The 16163-nt window shown below is 41.9% G+C and carries 15 protein-coding genes, 1 rRNA gene and 1 riboswitch; of the genes, 7 read left to right on the top strand and 9 right to left on the bottom strand.

Annotated elements, in window-relative coordinates:
- Window positions 1-73: 73 nt before the first annotated feature.
- The 7 genes from thiH to AACV01_RS08180 all read right to left on the bottom strand — a co-directional run bounded on the left by thiH (window position 74) and on the right by AACV01_RS08180 (window position 6475).
- On the bottom strand, window positions 74-1192 hold the full coding sequence (thiH, locus tag AACV01_RS08210) for a 2-iminoacetate synthase ThiH (RefSeq protein ID WP_004246910.1): 1119 nt from the start codon (window positions 1190-1192) through the stop codon (window positions 74-76).
- On the bottom strand, window positions 1192-1971 hold the full coding sequence (locus tag AACV01_RS08205) for a thiazole synthase (protein ID WP_012368506.1): 780 nt from the start codon (window positions 1969-1971) through the stop codon (window positions 1192-1194). The genes thiH and AACV01_RS08205 overlap by 1 nt, the downstream gene beginning before the upstream one ends.
- A gap of 1 nt (window position 1972) precedes the next feature.
- Window positions 1973-2173, bottom strand: a complete 201-nt coding sequence (thiS, locus tag AACV01_RS08200) for a sulfur carrier protein ThiS (protein WP_004250087.1) — start codon at window positions 2171-2173, stop codon at window positions 1973-1975.
- Window positions 2170-2919 (bottom strand): HesA/MoeB/ThiF family protein, encoded by a 750-nt coding sequence (locus AACV01_RS08195; protein ID WP_004246914.1) that lies wholly within the window; start codon window positions 2917-2919, stop codon window positions 2170-2172. Before AACV01_RS08195 ends, thiS begins: the two co-directional genes overlap by 4 nt.
- A complete protein-coding gene (gene thiE / locus AACV01_RS08190) occupies window positions 2913-3560 on the bottom strand; it encodes a thiamine phosphate synthase (RefSeq protein ID WP_017628672.1) in 648 nt (215 codons plus the stop codon). Before thiE ends, AACV01_RS08195 begins: the two co-directional genes overlap by 7 nt.
- The gene (thiC, locus tag AACV01_RS08185) at window positions 3544-5496 is read right to left on the bottom strand and encodes a phosphomethylpyrimidine synthase ThiC (protein WP_161682686.1); all 1953 of its coding nucleotides are present in this window, start codon (window positions 5494-5496) and stop codon (window positions 3544-3546) included. Before thiC ends, thiE begins: the two co-directional genes overlap by 17 nt.
- Window positions 5497-5627: 131 nt before the next feature.
- Window positions 5628-5750, bottom strand: a riboswitch (TPP riboswitch).
- Between the two features lie 44 nt (window positions 5751-5794).
- Window positions 5795-6475 carry an HAD family hydrolase gene (locus AACV01_RS08180; protein WP_020946353.1) on the bottom strand — a complete coding sequence of 227 codons (681 nt, stop codon included), beginning with the start codon at window positions 6473-6475 and terminating at the stop codon, window positions 5795-5797.
- Window positions 6476-6622: 147 nt separating this feature from the next.
- On the opposite strand from AACV01_RS08180, the gene nudC reads away from it, so the two are divergent.
- The 6 genes from nudC (at window position 6623) to AACV01_RS08150 (ending at window position 11066) form a co-directional block, all read left to right on the top strand.
- A complete protein-coding gene (nudC, locus tag AACV01_RS08175; RefSeq protein WP_004246918.1) occupies window positions 6623-7408 on the top strand; it encodes an NAD(+) diphosphatase in 786 nt (261 codons plus the stop codon).
- Window positions 7409-7496: 88 nt separating this feature from the next.
- Window positions 7497-8570: a uroporphyrinogen decarboxylase gene (gene hemE / locus AACV01_RS08170; RefSeq protein WP_004249140.1), complete on the top strand. Its 1074-nt coding sequence runs from the start codon at window positions 7497-7499 to the stop codon at window positions 8568-8570.
- Window positions 8563-9231, top strand: a complete 669-nt coding sequence (nfi, locus tag AACV01_RS08165) for a deoxyribonuclease V (protein WP_161682684.1) — start codon at window positions 8563-8565, stop codon at window positions 9229-9231. The genes hemE and nfi overlap by 8 nt, the downstream gene beginning before the upstream one ends.
- A 74-nt stretch (window positions 9232-9305) precedes the next feature.
- Window positions 9306-9896 carry a YjaG family protein gene (locus tag AACV01_RS08160; protein ID WP_004246921.1) on the top strand — a complete coding sequence of 197 codons (591 nt, stop codon included), beginning with the start codon at window positions 9306-9308 and terminating at the stop codon, window positions 9894-9896.
- A gap of 190 nt (window positions 9897-10086) precedes the next feature.
- Window positions 10087-10359: an HU family DNA-binding protein gene (locus AACV01_RS08155; protein ID WP_004246922.1), complete on the top strand. Its 273-nt coding sequence runs from the start codon at window positions 10087-10089 to the stop codon at window positions 10357-10359.
- Between the two features lie 14 nt (window positions 10360-10373).
- Window positions 10374-11066 (top strand): DUF1481 domain-containing protein, encoded by a 693-nt coding sequence (locus AACV01_RS08150; RefSeq protein WP_004246923.1) that lies wholly within the window; start codon window positions 10374-10376, stop codon window positions 11064-11066.
- Between the two features lie 23 nt (window positions 11067-11089).
- Here AACV01_RS08150 and purD read toward each other — a convergent pair whose 3' ends face one another.
- A complete protein-coding gene (gene purD, locus AACV01_RS08145) occupies window positions 11090-12379 on the bottom strand; it encodes a phosphoribosylamine--glycine ligase (protein WP_049196535.1) in 1290 nt (429 codons plus the stop codon).
- Between the two features lie 12 nt (window positions 12380-12391).
- Complete coding sequence (gene purH / locus AACV01_RS08140; protein ID WP_004250094.1) at window positions 12392-13981, bottom strand: bifunctional phosphoribosylaminoimidazolecarboxamide formyltransferase/IMP cyclohydrolase; 1590 nt, start codon at window positions 13979-13981, stop codon at window positions 12392-12394.
- A 617-nt stretch (window positions 13982-14598) separates the two neighbouring features.
- On the opposite strand from purH, the gene AACV01_RS08135 reads away from it, so the two are divergent.
- Window positions 14599-16141 (top strand): 16S ribosomal RNA (locus tag AACV01_RS08135).
- Window positions 16142-16163 lie beyond the last annotated feature (22 nt).

The following is a 16163-nucleotide window of genomic DNA, read 5'->3' as shown; positions in this document are numbered from 1 at the left end:
ATGTGTTATGTAATAAAACCGCGATTATATTTATTAAAAAAATAAATTAAAACGCGGTATTATTTTATCTCTATTAACGACCTAAATAGTTATCCCAATCTTTCCATACAGGCTGTAATCCTCGTGTTTTTAGGGCATTAATTACATCACTGACATGACGATTATCATTAGGTGAAAATTGCTCTAACTCCTCATGACTATCAGAATAACCACCGGGCTGAGTTTTAGAGCCAGCGCTGATATTATTGATGGCTAAAGGTACTGTATTATCGCGAAAGTAAGGCGATTCACGTGTTGAAAGGGAAAGCTCAACATCGGGGGCTAAAATACGAAAAGCACAAATCAACTGAACTAATTCTGCTTCACTCATTACCGATGCAGGATTAAGCCCACCAGCACATGGGCGTAGACGAGGAAAGGAGATAGAGTAACGACTTTTCCAGTAACGTTTTTGTAAAAATAGCAGATGCTCAGCCACCATATAACAATCGGTACGCCATCTGTCAGATAAACCAATTAGTGCACCTAAACCAATTTTATCAATGCCGGCTTGCCCTAATCTATCAGGGGTTTGTAACCGCCAATGAAAATCTTGTTTTTTTCCTCTTAGATGATGCAACTGATAAGTGGGTTCATGATAGGTTTCTTGATAAACCATTACACCATCAATACCGAGCGTTTTTAATTCAGCATACTCATTGGTCGCCAGAGGTTGTACTTCCATCATTAATAAACTGAACTGCTGGCGAATAAGCGGTATATATTGACGGAAATAATCCATACCAACTTTTCTTTGATGCTCTCCTGTAACGAGTAGCAGGCTATCAAAACCTAATTGCCGAATGCTATGACATTCAGCAAGGATTTCGTTTTCATTTAATGTTTTGCGCTTGATGGCATTACTCATTGAAAAACCACAATAAGTGCAATCATTAGCACATAAATTAGAGAGGTACAGTGGAACATATAAACCGACAACATTACCAAAACGTTGTCGAGTTAGTTGCTGGGCGCGTTGTGCCATTGGCTCTAAATAATGTCGGCCAGCAGGGGAGATCAGCGCCATAAAATCATCAAGAGTTAAAGTATGATGAGATAAAGCAGTTTCAACATCTTCACAAGTTTTACTATTCAGTCTTAACGTGATGTCATCCCAATCTAATTGTTGCCAATAATCAGAAAATGTTTTCATTAGAAAGCCTCTAAATATTGGGTTAATGGGCTAGAGGCTTGTGCTTGCATATGTGTTATTGAAGTCGGTACAGCCAGTCCAGATTGTCGAGCAAGCTCTCCAGCATCAATTGCAGCTTTAAAAGCTTGAGCCATTAAAACTGGATTTTTAGCTACGGCTATGGCGGTATTGACGAGTACAGCATCCGCACCCAATTCTAAAGCTTCAAGAGCATGGCTTGGTGCGCCAATACCAGCGTCAACAACAACGGGTATTGAGGTTTGTTCAATAATAATCCGCAAAAAATCGCGAGTTTGTAAACCCTGATTGGAACCAATAGGTGAACCTAACGGCATTACAGCTGCGCATCCTACCTCTTCTAAGCGACGGCATAATACCGGATCAGCACTGCAATAAGGTAAAACCACAAAACCTTCTTTAACGAGAAGTTCAGCCGCCTTAAGTGTTTCTATTGGATCAGGAAGTAGGTATTTGGTATCAGGATGAATTTCTAATTTGATCCAATGGGTATCAAAGGCCTCTTTTGCTAATCGTGCAGCAAAAACGGCTTCTTGTGCTGTTTTTGCACCAGAAGTATTAGGTAATAATTTTATCCCTAATGATTTTAGAGGGGCGATTAGATCATCATTGCCATTTTTTAAATCAACACGCTTCATTGCCATTGTGACTAATTGGCTACCAGAGGCTTTAATGGCTTCAGCCATGAGTGTTGGTGTCGCAAATTTACCTGTACCAGTAAATAACCTTGATGTGAATGTAGTATCAGCAATTTTCAACATATCAGCCTCCCGCAATTGCTTGAAAGAGAAGAATTGTGTCACCCTCATTGATCATTTGTGTATTCCAGTTTTCACGCGGAATAATGATGTCATTGATAGCGAGTGCCACCCCCATAGAAGGTTGTTTTAACTCAATAAGGAGCTGGCTTATCGTGACAGGCATATCCAGAGAATAACGTTCGTCATTTACGGTAATATTCATGCTAACCCTCGACAAACAGGACAGTTTTTTGATGGTGTTAAGCGCAAGGTGCTCCAATTTTGTTTTCTACCATCGAACAGACGTAGTTTTCCACTTAACGTACTTGGTAAACCTGCAAGTAACTTAATTGCTTCAAGTGCCTGCAGAGTACCAATGACCCCTACAACGGGGCCTAGAATTCCAGCTGTTTGGCAATTGCGTTGTGGCTCTTTGTTATCAGGATAGAGACAGTGGTAACAACCATGAATAAAAGGGGGCTCAAACACGATCAACTGACCACTAAATCCAACGGCACTGCCACTAATAAGCGGTATTTGTTGTTTAACACAGATACGATTGATTGCTTGGCGAGTGCTCATGTTATCAGTGCAATCTAAAACTAAATCGATGTTTTGAAGCAACGTAGAGAGAAAATCATCATTAACACGTTGTTTATAGGTGGTGATTTTAATGTCAGGATTTAAGGCAAGTAGAGCCTGTTTGGCGATGTCTGATTTTGCATCTGGGATATCTTGAGTGCGATAGAGAATTTGACGCTGTAAATTCGAGACATGCAAATTATCATCATCGACTAAAATAAGTTCACCCACTCCAGCCCCTGCTAGATAAAGTGATGCTGGAGAGCCTAACCCACCTAAGCCAATAATTAATACTCTGGCTTGCTGTATTTTGGTTTGCCCTTCTAAGCCTATATCTTCTAACATCACTTGTCGGCTATAACGCATAAAATCATTATCATTTAGCATGATGGTTTTCCCTCTACTAATTCTAATAATTTAAGTGTTACCTGTTGCCAGTCTGATGCCTTTGTTATTGCACTCACTAAAGCAACTCCACCAACGCCAGTTGCTACGACATCAGAGACTTTTTCTAGAGAGATCCCGCCAATAGCAACGGTTGGAAAATCATGAGTTTGTTCTACTTGATGTTTGAGTGCTCTTAAACCTTGTGGCTTTGATGGCATATCTTTCGTCGTCGTTGGAAATATATGCCCTAAAGCAATATAAGAGGGAAGTAACCTTTTTGCTCTTTGTAGTTCAGTGTCATTATGGGTGGAAATACCAAGGCATAAACCTGACTGTTTAATAGCATCAAGATCGGCAATGTCGAGATCTTCTTGTCCAAGATGAACACCATAAGCGTGATGTTTAATGGCGAGTTGCCAATAATCATTGATAAATAATCTTGCGTTATACTCACGGCCTAATTTGATTGCAGTGATTATATCTTGTTCAACATCTTTGGGCTGTTTATCTTTGATGCGCAATTGGATCGTTGTTACACCTATTTTCAACAGGCGCTCAATCCATTCAATAGAATCGACAACAGGGTAAAGCCCCAACTTTTTTTCGGTTGGGGCAAAAGCCGAATTAGAGGATCTGTTCATTATCAGCTACCTCGGAACTGGCTATTTCTGCACTGTGGTATAGCTCACTACCATGGGCTTTAAAGGCTTGTGACATCTGCTCCATACCTGCTGCATAATCACGCACTTCTTGTGTTATCTTCATTGAGCAGAATTTAGGTCCACACATAGAGCAGAAGTGAGCGACTTTTCCCGATGCTTGAGGTAAGGTTTCATCGTGATATTGACGGGCAGTTTCAGGATCAAGTGCTAGATTAAATTGATCTTCCCATCGAAACTCAAAACGGGCTTTAGACATGGCGTTATCACGAATTTGCGCGCCGGGATGTCCTTTGGCAAGATCAGCAGCATGGGCGGCGATTTTATAAGTAATAAGACCTTGTTTCACATCTTCTTTATTGGGGAGTCCGAGATGCTCTTTCGGAGTGACATAACAGAGCATGGCACAGCCAAACCAGCCAATCATTGCAGCGCCAATACCGGAAGTAAAATGATCGTAGCCCGGTGCTATATCAGTTGTTAGAGGGCCTAATGTATAGAAGGGGGCTTCATGACAATGCTCTAGTTCTTCCGTCATATTGCGACGTATCATCTGCATTGGTACATGGCCCGGGCCTTCAATCATGACTTGTACATCATATTCCCAAGCAATCTTTGTTAATTCACCCAAGGTATGTAATTCAGCGAACTGTGCTTCATCGTTAGCATCTTGGATAGAGCCAGGTCTTAGACCATCACCTAATGATAATGAAACATCATAAGCGGTGCAGATTTCGCAAATCTCCCGGAAGTGGGTATAGAGGAAATTCTCTTTATGGTGTGATAAACACCACTTCGCCATAATTGATCCACCACGAGAGACAATGCCCGTTAAACGTTTTGCGGTCATAGGAACATAGCGTAATAGGACACCTGCATGGATAGTGAAGTAATCTACCCCTTGTTCCGCTTGTTCTAATAAAGTATCACGGAACATTTCCCAAGTGAGATCTTCTGCAATACCGTTAACTTTTTCGAGAGCTTGATAAATAGGAACAGTACCAATAGGGACTGGGCTATTACGGATGATCCATTCACGTGTTTCGTGGATATAACGTCCAGTTGACAGATCCATTACCGTATCGGTCCCCCAACGTGTTGACCAAATCAGTTTTTCTACTTCTTCTTCGATAGATGAGGTAACCGAAGAGTTGCCGATATTAGCATTCACCTTAACTAAGAAATTACGGCCAATAATCATCGGCTCAGATTCTGGGTGATTGATATTGGCAGGAATAATGGCACGGCCGGCGGCAACTTCTTGGCGTACAAACTCAGGTGTAATATTGTCAGGTAAATGTGCACCAAAGCTAAATCCGGCATGTTGTTGGCGTAATACTTCGCTACGAATACGTTCTCGCCCCATATTTTCTCGAATGGCAATAAATTCCATTTCTGGCGTAATAATACCTTTGCGAGCGTAATGTAATTGCGTCACTCTCTTATTATTTAGCGCTTTTCTAGGGCTGGGTTTTAGCGGAAAGCGTAGATGTTCTAATCCTGCATCAGTAAGGCGTTGTTGAGTGAAATCAGAACTTAAGTGTGAAAGAGGTTCGGTATCATTACGCGCATCAATCCATGGTTGGCGAATTTTTTTTAAGCCAAGATTAACGTCAAGTTGAGAAGTTGGATCACCATAAGGCCCTGAAGTGTCATAGACTGGGATAGGTTCATTCTCTTCAAAAATAGGATCTTCTTTTGAGCCACCGATCAGGGTCTTATCAAGTTGGATCTCACGCATTGGCACTTGAATATCTGAACGAGTACCAGTGATATAAATACGTTTTGAATTGGGAAAATTAATACCTTGAATAGTGCTAATAAAGGATTGCGCTGCATCACGTTGTTCTTTACGTGGGCGCTGTTTATTCGCAGTGGGCGAAACATCTTTAATAGAGATAGTTTGATTTTTGGACATAGCATTTCCTAATAAATATCAATCAAGCACAAGGCTTGTCGGGTGAATATTGAGAAAAATGCTTGTCTGGAGGTCGCAGGGAGTATCGACAGATAAGAGTGTAAAAAATAGACACAATGAAGCTATCTAAAGGTCGAATGACTCTTGTTCCCTTCGCGGGTATTAGCCCGATCAGGTTCCGCGGATCCCGAATTAACGGTCTCAGCCTGTGTTTAAAATAGCCTTATAAACACTAGGCACTCCGACAAGAATGCCCACAGTATATTAAAGATCTTAAAAACTACAAGCCCGATAATGATTATTTATTTAACTGCCAGTAGCACTGTTGCCATTCTTTTTCTGTTGCTATTTGGCTTAATCTTTCATCGGCGTTAATGGTGATAACCTCATTTGCTTGATAGCATAAAGGGAGATCGTTGGCTGAGTCAGTATAGAAATAAATATAAGAATTATTAATGTTGTTTTGTTCTTTCCACTGATTGAGTCGAGTGACTTTACCCTCTCTAAAGGTAGGAATACCCTCAATATGGCCTGTATAATGATTATTTTTTATCTGCATATCAATGCCCATAGAAATATCAGCATTAAGTTGTTTTGCAATCGCATGTACCAGAAAAGACATAGTTGCAGAGATAATGATAACGGGGATATTTTGTTGTCGGTATAGGTTTATGGTATTAATGCCTTGGGGATAGAGTAATGGCTTGATTATGGTATGAGTAAAATCAGTAACCCATTGATTTATTTCTTCAATATTATGCTGATTAAAATAAGATAAATGTTGGTGTAAGTACTGATTTATATTGAGCCTTTCTGCATAATAGTCAGCGATCATTTGTTTATCTAAAGCTAAAAAAGCAGGATCAGTGACTCTCTTTTTCTCCCACAAGTAATTTGTCCATAAACAGCTAGAATCTCCGGCTAACAGTGTTTCATCTAAATCAAAAATAGCGATCTTATGTTTCGTTATGTTTGTCATTCGAGTGAACCTTATTTATAAATATAATTTATATTTTTACCATGGAGGTATAGATGAATTTTGGCGTAGCGACATAATTCATTGAGCGGCTCTTGTGAAAGAGAGTATCCTCTATTGTATATCATTAACTAAGATAGAATTATTACTATGCATTTATATACGCTAACAGGTGGTGAAAAAGGCTGGTGGACAGTCAGCCTAGGCGGCCGAGTTTGGTTACCCAAAGGTGAACTTCCATTTGGTTTAGCAACAGATTGGGGACTTGTGGGTAAACAAGCCAAAATTGTTGGGGAATGGCAAGGAGAAAACGTCTGGCTGATTTATGACAAAATGGAAAGCGATATGTGTTCACCAAGGCTTATCGCATCTCAAGATGAAAAGTTATTTAAATTAGTCGGTCGTGGTGTTCAACTTGCTGAATTTTATCGTTCTCATCGGTTTTGTGGCTATTGTGGGGCTAAAATGCGCCATAGTGAGAGTGAATGGGCATGTTTATGTGATAACTGTCATGAGCGTTATTACCCACAAATAGCACCTTGTATTATTGTTGGTATTCGTAATAAAGATAAAATTCTATTAGCACACCACGTTAGGCATAAACATTCACCACTCTACACCGTTTTAGCTGGTTTTGTTGAAGTAGGAGAAAGCTTAGAAGATGCGGTAGCTCGCGAAGTTTTTGAAGAAAGTCATATTCATATTCGCAATATTCGTTATGTTTCTTCACAACCATGGCCTTTCCCTCATTCTCTTATGATGGGGTTTCTTGCCGATTATGCAGGGGGAGAATTACGACATGATCCTTCGGAATTAATCAGTGCAGCATGGTATCGCTATGATGAGTTACCACAAATACCACCTTCTGATACTATTGCGCGACGTTTAATAGAAGATACGATAGCGAATATTAGACAAGATGAAGAAAATAGCTAAATAAAGGTGTTGTCTGCCAACTGTTATTTTTCCAACATGTTACACTACACGCTATTTTGCGGCCCTATTACTATTAATGGAGTTAGACATGAGTGAGTTGAAAAACGACCGCTATTTACGTGCGCTGTTGCGCCAACCTGTTGATGTCACCCCTGTTTGGATGATGCGTCAGGCAGGCAGATACCTTCCTGAATACAAGGAAACACGAGCACAGGCGGGAGACTTCATCTCATTGTGCAAAAATACCGAATTGGCATGCGAAGTTACCTTACAGCCTTTAAGACGTTTTCCTTTAGATGCCGCTATCCTATTTTCTGATATTTTAACTATCCCTGATGCGATGGGATTAGGTCTGTATTTTGAAACAGGGGAAGGTCCTCGTTTTAAAACACCGATAAATAGCCTTGATGATATAAAAAAATTACCTATTCCCGATCCGGAAGATGAACTAGGTTATGTCATGAATGCGGTACGTGCTATTCGTCATGCATTGCAAGGTAATGTGCCATTAATTGGTTTTTCAGGTAGTCCATGGACACTAGCTACTTATATGATTGAAGGTGGAAGTAGTAAGGCGTTCACAAAAATTAAAAAAATGATGTATAGCGAGCCACAAGCTCTGCATCTATTACTGGATAAACTGGCGGATAGCGTTATCCTTTATTTGAATGCTCAGATTAAAGCAGGGGCACAATCCATCATGATCTTCGATACATGGGGAGGTGTGCTAACAGGACGCGATTATCAATTGTTCTCATTACAATACATGCATAAGATTGTTGATGGTCTTATTCGTGAGAATGAGGGCAGGAAAGTTCCGGTCACCTTATTTACTAAAGGTGGTGGGCGTTGGTTAGAAGCGATGGCAGCCACAGGTTGTGATGCATTAGGACTTGATTGGACGATTGATATCGAAGATGCTCGCCGTCGAGTCGGTGATAAGGTTGCCTTACAAGGTAATATGGATCCTTCTATGTTGTATGCGCCACCAGCAAGAATAGAACAAGAAGTCGCTACGATTTTAGCTGGCTTTGGCAAAGGTACTGGTCATGTCTTTAATCTTGGGCACGGTATTCATCAAGATGTTCCACCAGCGCATGCTGGAGCATTTATTGATGCGGTTCACCGTCTATCGAAGCCTTATCATCAGGATAATGATTAATACTCAGCAATTACGTCAAGAGCAGACAGAGAAAGCTCAACAGATTATCTTAACCGACCAATTTCTGGCACCAACTTATATTGCAGGTGCTGATGTCGGATTTGAAAATAGCGGTGCGGTTACTCGTGCCGCTATTGTTGTTATGCATTATCCCTCCTTTGAAATTGTTGAATATCAAATAGCCCGTATTGCAACATTACTACCTTATATTCCCGGACTCCTTTCATTCCGTGAGTGTCCTGCGTTATTAAAAGCTTGGCAGGGCATCAAGCAAAAACCGCAACTTGTTTTTGTTGATGGTCAAGGGATCGCACATCCTAGACGGTTAGGGGTGGCAAGTCATTTTGGACTCTTAGCCGATATTCCAACCATCGGTGTGGCAAAAAGTCGTTTATGTGGTGATGATAAAAAATTAGACGACGATGTAGGAAGTACGGAAAAATTAATGGATAAGGATGAGCAGTTAGGTTGGATTTATCGTAGTAAAAAAAGATGTAAACCTTTATATATTTCTCCAGGCTATAAAGTGAGTATGGAGAGTGCATTAGCGTGGGTAAAACGTTGTATAAATGGATATCGATTACCTGAACCGACTCGTTGGGCCGATGGTATTGCCTCAAATAGGCGATTATTTGAGCAATTGAATAAGAATAAGCTCTAAATCGGCGGTAAATATGTGGATATTTTCAATTTTCAGGTAAACTGCGGCTAAGTTAAGAAAATGAGTAATCACTAATGTTGAAGAACCCAATCCATTTACGTTTAGAAAAGCTTGAAAGTTGGCAACACTTAACGTTTATGGCGTGCCTGTGTGAGAGAATGTATCCAAATTATCAGGTATTTTGTCGCGAAACAGGATTTACTGATCCAACCCTGTATCGTCGTATTCTCGATCTAGTTTGGGAAACTTTAACGGTAAAAGATGCGAAGGTGAATTTTGATTCTCAATTAGAGAAATTAGAAGAAGCTATTCCTGATGCATCTCAGTTTGATATTTATGGTGTCTATCCTGCAATCGACGCCTGTGTGGCACTGAGTGAGCTTATTCATTCTCGTTTAAGTGGTGAGTCACTCAGTCATGCTATTGAAGTGAGCAAAATTTCGGTTGGAACTGTTGCTACACTTGAAATGACACAAGCAGAAAGAGAAATGTCTGAAGAAGAATTAAAATCTCTTGCTGCGGTCACTGAAGAGTTCGATATTCAATGGGAAATTTATCGCCTACTTGTTGAGTGCGAAGAAAGAGATATTGAACTAATAAAAGGTCTGCGTACAGACCTGCGCGAATCTGGAATGAGCAATATCGGTATAGAATTAACGCACTAAATCAGAAAAACGTGATTTAGTGCTTGAAAAGCGACGTTTAAAGACTTCACATTACCCCCGTGTATGTTCTACATTGGGTACGAAAAGAAGTGGCTCAGGTGTTTTGCTTAACTGACTCTCTAAAAAAGATGAATTAAGTTTTTTCACCAGATGTTTTTCAAACGATAAAACATACTTTAAGGACTATTTTATGAACAAAGCTGAATTAACCGAATCAGTTGCTGAAAAAGCGGATCTGACAAAAACTCAGGCAAAAGCTGCTATTGAAGCGTTTATCGACTCAGTAACAGGTGCTCTGAAAGAAGGTGATTCTGTCCAGTTAGTTGGTTTCGGTACATTCAAAGTGAATCACCGTGCAGAGCGTACTGGTCGTAACCCTCAAACTGGCAAAGAAATTAAAATTGCAGCAGCTAACGTTCCTGCATTTACTGCCGGTAAAGCACTGAAAGACGCAGTAAAATAATTCCTTTGAACGGAATGAACAATAGAGGGGGAGTTGCTCCCCTTTTGTTGAGACGACAGGGGCTGTTAGCAATAGGGTTCTCTTTTTTGCTCAGCGCCTGCTCTTCTTCTCCACAACTACCCGAATTTTCTGCAACGGGCTATATTGCAGATGAAGGGGTTGTGCGGCTTTGGCGTTTAAATAACAAAACATCAGAGCCTCAAGTGATTATGAGTGTCTATAGCTTTTATCAAAAGCCTGAAACTGTTGTCACTTTTTATGAGTACCGCCAAAATAGATTATGGCAAATTCGCAGTGAAATCGTTAATCCCTCCCATCCTTCCTCTTGGCATTTACGTTTAAATAAACGTGGCGAAGTTATCTTTATGCAACAAGAGTATCAAGGACAAAAGCGCCCATTAACAGAAGATGAACGTTTAAAAATGGTATTTGCAGCCAGTCGAGAACGAGAGATCAGTAAGGCATTGGCAATAGGTCAGGTAAAGTTAGTTCAAGGAACCTGGTATCAAGATACATTGACAACATGTGCGGGTGAAAAAGTGAATGTATCATTTGAAGCACCAGAACAACGTTGGCTAAAACGTAGAACACAGCATCTAACTCGTCCCGCTTATGTTGCTTGGCTGGATTCCCCCGAAGGTAACCAGTTGTTAATGGTTGCAGAACACGATTTTTGTAAATGGGAACCAACAAAAGAGAGTTTGTGATCACTCCCTTTTGCTGTTTTAACTTACTTTTTTAAACGCGCAATGGCACGATAGCCGATATCATGGCGATAGAAACAGCCATACCAGTGAATACTTTTGGCTAAAGCATAGGCATTCTTTTGAGCTTGTTCGATATCTTCCCCTAAAGCAGTTGCACATAATACTCGGCCTCCTGCTGTAACAACTTCACCTTGAGCTGTTAATTTTGTTCCTGCTTGAAATACCTTAGCTGTTGAAGAAGATGTTGCTGTTAGTCCCTCAATAATATCATTTTGGCGGTAGTTATCAGGATAGCCACCGGCAGCCATTACAACACCTAAAGCGGGGCGGGGATCCCAAATGGAGTCTTTACCTGCTAGTTCGCCTTTTGCACCCGCTAAACAGAGATCAACTAAGTCTGATTGCATGCGCATCATAATAGGTTGCGTTTCCGGATCGCCAAAACGGCAGTTAAACTCAATGACTTTGGCAATACCTTGCTTATCAATCATTAAGCCTGCATAAAGAAAACCTTGATAGCGATGTCCTTCGGCAGCCATGCCTTTGACTGTTGGATAAATGATGTTATCCATGACTTGCTGGTGGATTTCAGGAGTAACAACTGGTGCAGGAGAATAAGCCCCCATTCCGCCGGTGTTTGGGCCTGAGTCACCATCACCGACGCGCTTATGATCTTGACTTGTTGCCATCGGAAGTACATTTTCACCATCCACCATGACAATAAAACTGGCTTCTTCTCCATCAAGAAATTCTTCAATAACAATACGGTGTCCTGCATCACCAAAAGCATTACCTGCTAACATATCTTTTATCGCATTTTCTGCTTCGGTATGTGTCATGGCAACAATGACACCTTTACCCGCAGCTAGGCCATCCGCTTTAATCACAATAGGTGTGCCAACTTTATGGAGATATTCAAGTGCAGGCGCTATTTCAGTAAAGTTTTGATAAGCTGCTGTTGGGATATGATGGCGGGCTAAAAAATCTTTTGTAAATGCTTTCGAACCTTCTAGTTGTGCCGCACCTTTGGTGGGGCCAAAAATCATCAGTCCCGCTTGTTTGAACGCATCTACTACACCAATTACCAATGGTGCCTCAGGCCCCACAATGGTTAAATCAATGTGATTTTGTTGGGCAAATGCAACTAATGCGGCAATATCAGTGGCACTAATATCGACGTTTTGTACGCCATGTTCTAATGCTGTTCCTGCATTACCGGGGGCAACAAACACTTGGGTTGCTAAAGGAGATTGCGCTACTTTCCAAGCTAGTGCATGTTCACGGCCACCATTACCAATGATTAAAATTTTCATAGCAATCCCTTATTAATGGCGGAAATGACGCATGTTAGTAAAAATCATCGCGATATTGTGTTCATTAGCTGCAGCAATTACTTCATCATCACGAATAGAACCACCTGGCTGAATAACACAAGTTACACCGGCCATAGCTGCCGCATCAATACCATCTCTAAAGGGAAAGAATGCATCAGATGCCATGGCGCAACCTGCCACTTCTAAACCTTCATCAGCCGCTTTAATCCCTGCTATTTTAGCAGAATAGACACGGCTCATTTGGCCCGCACCGATGCCAATCGTCATATCATTTTTGGCATACACAATTGCGTTGGATTTCACAAATTTTGCAACTTTCCAGCAAAATAGCGCATCTTTCCATTCTCGTTCACTAGGCTGGCGTTGCGTGACAACCCTTAGGTTTTCTTCTTTAACCATACCTAAATCACGATCTTGTACTAGTAAGCCTCCGTTAACCCGTTTGAAATCAAGCGCAGGTTTAGCTTCTTGCCATTCACCACAGGCTAATACACGAACATTAGGTTTGGTTGCTAAAATAGGTAGAGCATCTTCATTAATAGAAGGCGCGATAATGACTTCGACAAATTGACGCTCTATAACGGCACTTGCTGTTTTTGCATCTAAGCTTCTATTGAAAGCGATAATACCGCCAAATGCAGAAGTTGGATCAGTTTTAAATGCATTGTCATATGCTTGTGTGAGGGTGTCCGCAATAGCAACGCCACAAGGGTTTGCATGTTTCACGATAACACAAGCTGGTTCGGAAAATGATTTCACGCATTCCAATGCAGCATCAGTATCGGCAATATTGTTATAAGAGAGTGCCTTACCTTGTAATTGATTTGCTGTTGCGATAGAGGCTTCTTCAATATTCTCTTCTATATAGAAAGCCGCTTGCTGATGAGCATTCTCACCATAACGCATATCTTGTTTCTTTATATAGTTAAGATTTAAGGTACGAGGGAAGGTTCCTGATGGTTGTGAAGTATCACCATAATAAGGTGCAACTTTTTGGCCAAAGTAGTTCGCAATCATACTGTCATAAGCTGCGGTATGCTCAAAGGCTTTAATGGCTAAATCAAAACGTGTATCTAAAGTTAGACTGTTTTGGTGATTGTCCATTTCTTCAATCACTTTTTCATAGTCATTGCTATTAACCACAATGGTGACGTCTTTATGGTTCTTTGCTGCGGAACGAACCATGGTAGGACCACCAATATCAATATTCTCAACAGCATCTGCTAATGAGCAATCGGGACGAGCTACTGTTTTAGCAAAGGGATAAAGATTGACAACAACCATGTCGATAGGACGAATATCATGTTCCTCCATAATGGTATCATCTTGTCCACGACGTCCTAAAATACCACCATGTACTTTAGGGTGAAGTGTTTTTACACGACCATCCATCATTTCTGGAAAACCGGTGTAGTCAGAGACTTCTATAACGGGTAAGCCAGCTTCTGCTAATAGACGCGCTGTCCCTCCTGTTGATAAAAGTTCTACATTTCTTTCTACAAGCGCTTTCGCAAATTCTAAAATACCTGCTTTATCAGACACACTTAAAAGAGCACGGCGGATAGGACGAAGGTGTTGCATGAGGTTTATCCCTTGGGTTTTTGTATAACAGTAGTCATTGTGATGAAAAGTCACGTTGATACAGTGAAATTGTGTTTGCACCACTAACATTTCAGAAGATGAAGACAAAATCAATCTCACTCATTTGGGTATTATAATAACGCAAACGTTTGCGTTTGACATGCTAAATTTGTGGGAAAAGATGGCATGTGGATAAAATTGTTGATAACTGCGTATAACTAAGGGTTTTGCTGTGGAATTAAGCAAACGAATTTTTTTCTTAAAAAAACTATTGCCAGCCTCAGAAAACTCCCTATAATGCGTCCTCGTTGTCACGGCACAGGGCGCTAAGCGAACCGGCTGAGAGAACAAAAGAAAAAGTGAAAAGCCTGATAAATTAGCGCTTGACACTGAATGAGGAAGATGTAGAATGCACCTCCTCGCAACAACGCAGAAGACCGGAAACGGCAGCGACAGTTGCACTGCTCTTTAACAAATTATCAGACAATCTGTGTGGGCACTCGCAGAGACGATATCTTCTAAAAAATTAGATGTATCAAGTCTTGAAGAGTGACTAACAAGTTAATTCATATAATGAATAAGCTAAGTTTTCGATTTCTTTGAGCATCAAACACTTTTAATTGAAGAGTTTGATCATGGCTCAGATTGAACGCTGGCGGCAGGCCTAACACATGCAAGTCGAGCGGTAACAGGAGAAAGCTTGCTTTCTTGCTGACGAGCGGCGGACGGGTGAGTAATGTATGGGGATCTGCCCGATAGAGGGGGATAACTACTGGAAACGGTGGCTAATACCGCATAATGTCTACGGACCAAAGCAGGGGCTCTTCGGACCTTGCACTATCGGATGAACCCATATGGGATTAGCTAGTAGGTGGGGTAAAGGCTCACCTAGGCGACGATCTCTAGCTGGTCTGAGAGGATGATCAGCCACACTGGGACTGAGACACGGCCCAGACTCCTACGGGAGGCAGCAGTGGGGAATATTGCACAATGGGCGCAAGCCTGATGCAGCCATGCCGCGTGTATGAAGAAGGCCTTAGGGTTGTAAAGTACTTTCAGCGGGGAGGAAGGTGATAAGGTTAATACCCTTGTCAATTGACGTTACCCGCAGAAGAAGCACCGGCTAACTCCGTGCCAGCAGCCGCGGTAATACGGAGGGTGCAAGCGTTAATCGGAATTACTGGGCGTAAAGCGCACGCAGGCGGTCAATTAAGTCAGATGTGAAAGCCCCGAGCTTAACTTGGGAATTGCATCTGAAACTGGTTGGCTAGAGTCTTGTAGAGGGGGGTAGAATTCCATGTGTAGCGGTGAAATGCGTAGAGATGTGGAGGAATACCGGTGGCGAAGGCGGCCCCCTGGACAAAGACTGACGCTCAGGTGCGAAAGCGTGGGGAGCAAACAGGATTAGATACCCTGGTAGTCCACGCTGTAAACGATGTCGATTTAGAGGTTGTGGTCTTGAACCGTGGCTTCTGGAGCTAACGCGTTAAATCGACCGCCTGGGGAGTACGGCCGCAAGGTTAAAACTCAAATGAATTGACGGGGGCCCGCACAAGCGGTGGAGCATGTGGTTTAATTCGATGCAACGCGAAGAACCTTACCTACTCTTGACATCCAGCGAATCCTTTAGAGATAGAGGAGTGCCTTCGGGAACGCTGAGACAGGTGCTGCATGGCTGTCGTCAGCTCGTGTTGTGAAATGTTGGGTTAAGTCCCGCAACGAGCGCAACCCTTATCCTTTGTTGCCAGCACGTAATGGTGGGAACTCAAAGGAGACTGCCGGTGATAAACCGGAGGAAGGTGGGGATGACGTCAAGTCATCATGGCCCTTACGAGTAGGGCTACACACGTGCTACAATGGCAGATACAAAGAGAAGCGACCTCGCGAGAGCAAGCGGAACTCATAAAGTCTGTCGTAGTCCGGATTGGAGTCTGCAACTCGACTCCATGAAGTCGGAATCGCTAGTAATCGTAGATCAGAATGCTACGGTGAATACGTTCCCGGGCCTTGTACACACCGCCCGTCACACCATGGGAGTGGGTTGCAAAAGAAGTAGGTAGCTTAACCTTCGGGAGGGCGCTTACCACTTTGTGATTCATGACTGGGGTGAAGTCGTAACAAGGTAACCGTAGGGGAACCTGCGGTTGGATCACCTCCTTACCTAAGAGATACGTGTTATGTG

Source organism: Proteus sp. G2609, assembly GCF_963896135.1.
GTDB lineage: Bacteria > Pseudomonadota > Gammaproteobacteria > Enterobacterales > Enterobacteriaceae > Proteus > Proteus mirabilis.
The sequence above is the reverse complement of the archived record's forward strand: the minus strand, read 5'-3'. Positions and strand labels throughout refer to the sequence as shown.

Coding starts and splice junctions, on each gene's coding strand:
- thiH (WP_004246910.1), bottom strand. CDS start 1,192: ATGAAAACATTTTCTGATTATTGGCAACAATTAGATTGGGATGACATC.
- AACV01_RS08205 (WP_012368506.1), bottom strand. CDS start 1,971: ATGTTGAAAATTGCTGATACTACATTCACATCAAGGTTATTTACTGGT.
- thiS (WP_004250087.1), bottom strand. CDS start 2,173: ATGAATATTACCGTAAATGACGAACGTTATTCTCTGGATATGCCTGTC.
- AACV01_RS08195 (WP_004246914.1), bottom strand. CDS start 2,919: ATGCTAAATGATAATGATTTTATGCGTTATAGCCGACAAGTGATGTTA.
- thiE (WP_017628672.1), bottom strand. CDS start 3,560: ATGAACAGATCCTCTAATTCGGCTTTTGCCCCAACCGAAAAAAAGTTG.
- thiC (WP_161682686.1), bottom strand. CDS start 5,496: ATGTCCAAAAATCAAACTATCTCTATTAAAGATGTTTCGCCCACTGCG.
- AACV01_RS08180 (WP_020946353.1), bottom strand. CDS start 6,475: ATGACAAACATAACGAAACATAAGATCGCTATTTTTGATTTAGATGAA.
- nudC (WP_004246918.1), top strand. CDS start 6,623: ATGCATTTATATACGCTAACAGGTGGTGAAAAAGGCTGGTGGACAGTC.
- hemE (WP_004249140.1), top strand. CDS start 7,497: ATGAGTGAGTTGAAAAACGACCGCTATTTACGTGCGCTGTTGCGCCAA.
- nfi (WP_161682684.1), top strand. CDS start 8,563: ATGATTAATACTCAGCAATTACGTCAAGAGCAGACAGAGAAAGCTCAA.
- AACV01_RS08160 (WP_004246921.1), top strand. CDS start 9,306: ATGTTGAAGAACCCAATCCATTTACGTTTAGAAAAGCTTGAAAGTTGG.
- AACV01_RS08155 (WP_004246922.1), top strand. CDS start 10,087: ATGAACAAAGCTGAATTAACCGAATCAGTTGCTGAAAAAGCGGATCTG.
- AACV01_RS08150 (WP_004246923.1), top strand. CDS start 10,374: ATGAACAATAGAGGGGGAGTTGCTCCCCTTTTGTTGAGACGACAGGGG.
- purD (WP_049196535.1), bottom strand. CDS start 12,379: ATGAAAATTTTAATCATTGGTAATGGTGGCCGTGAACATGCACTAGCT.
- purH (WP_004250094.1), bottom strand. CDS start 13,981: ATGCAACACCTTCGTCCTATCCGCCGTGCTCTTTTAAGTGTGTCTGAT.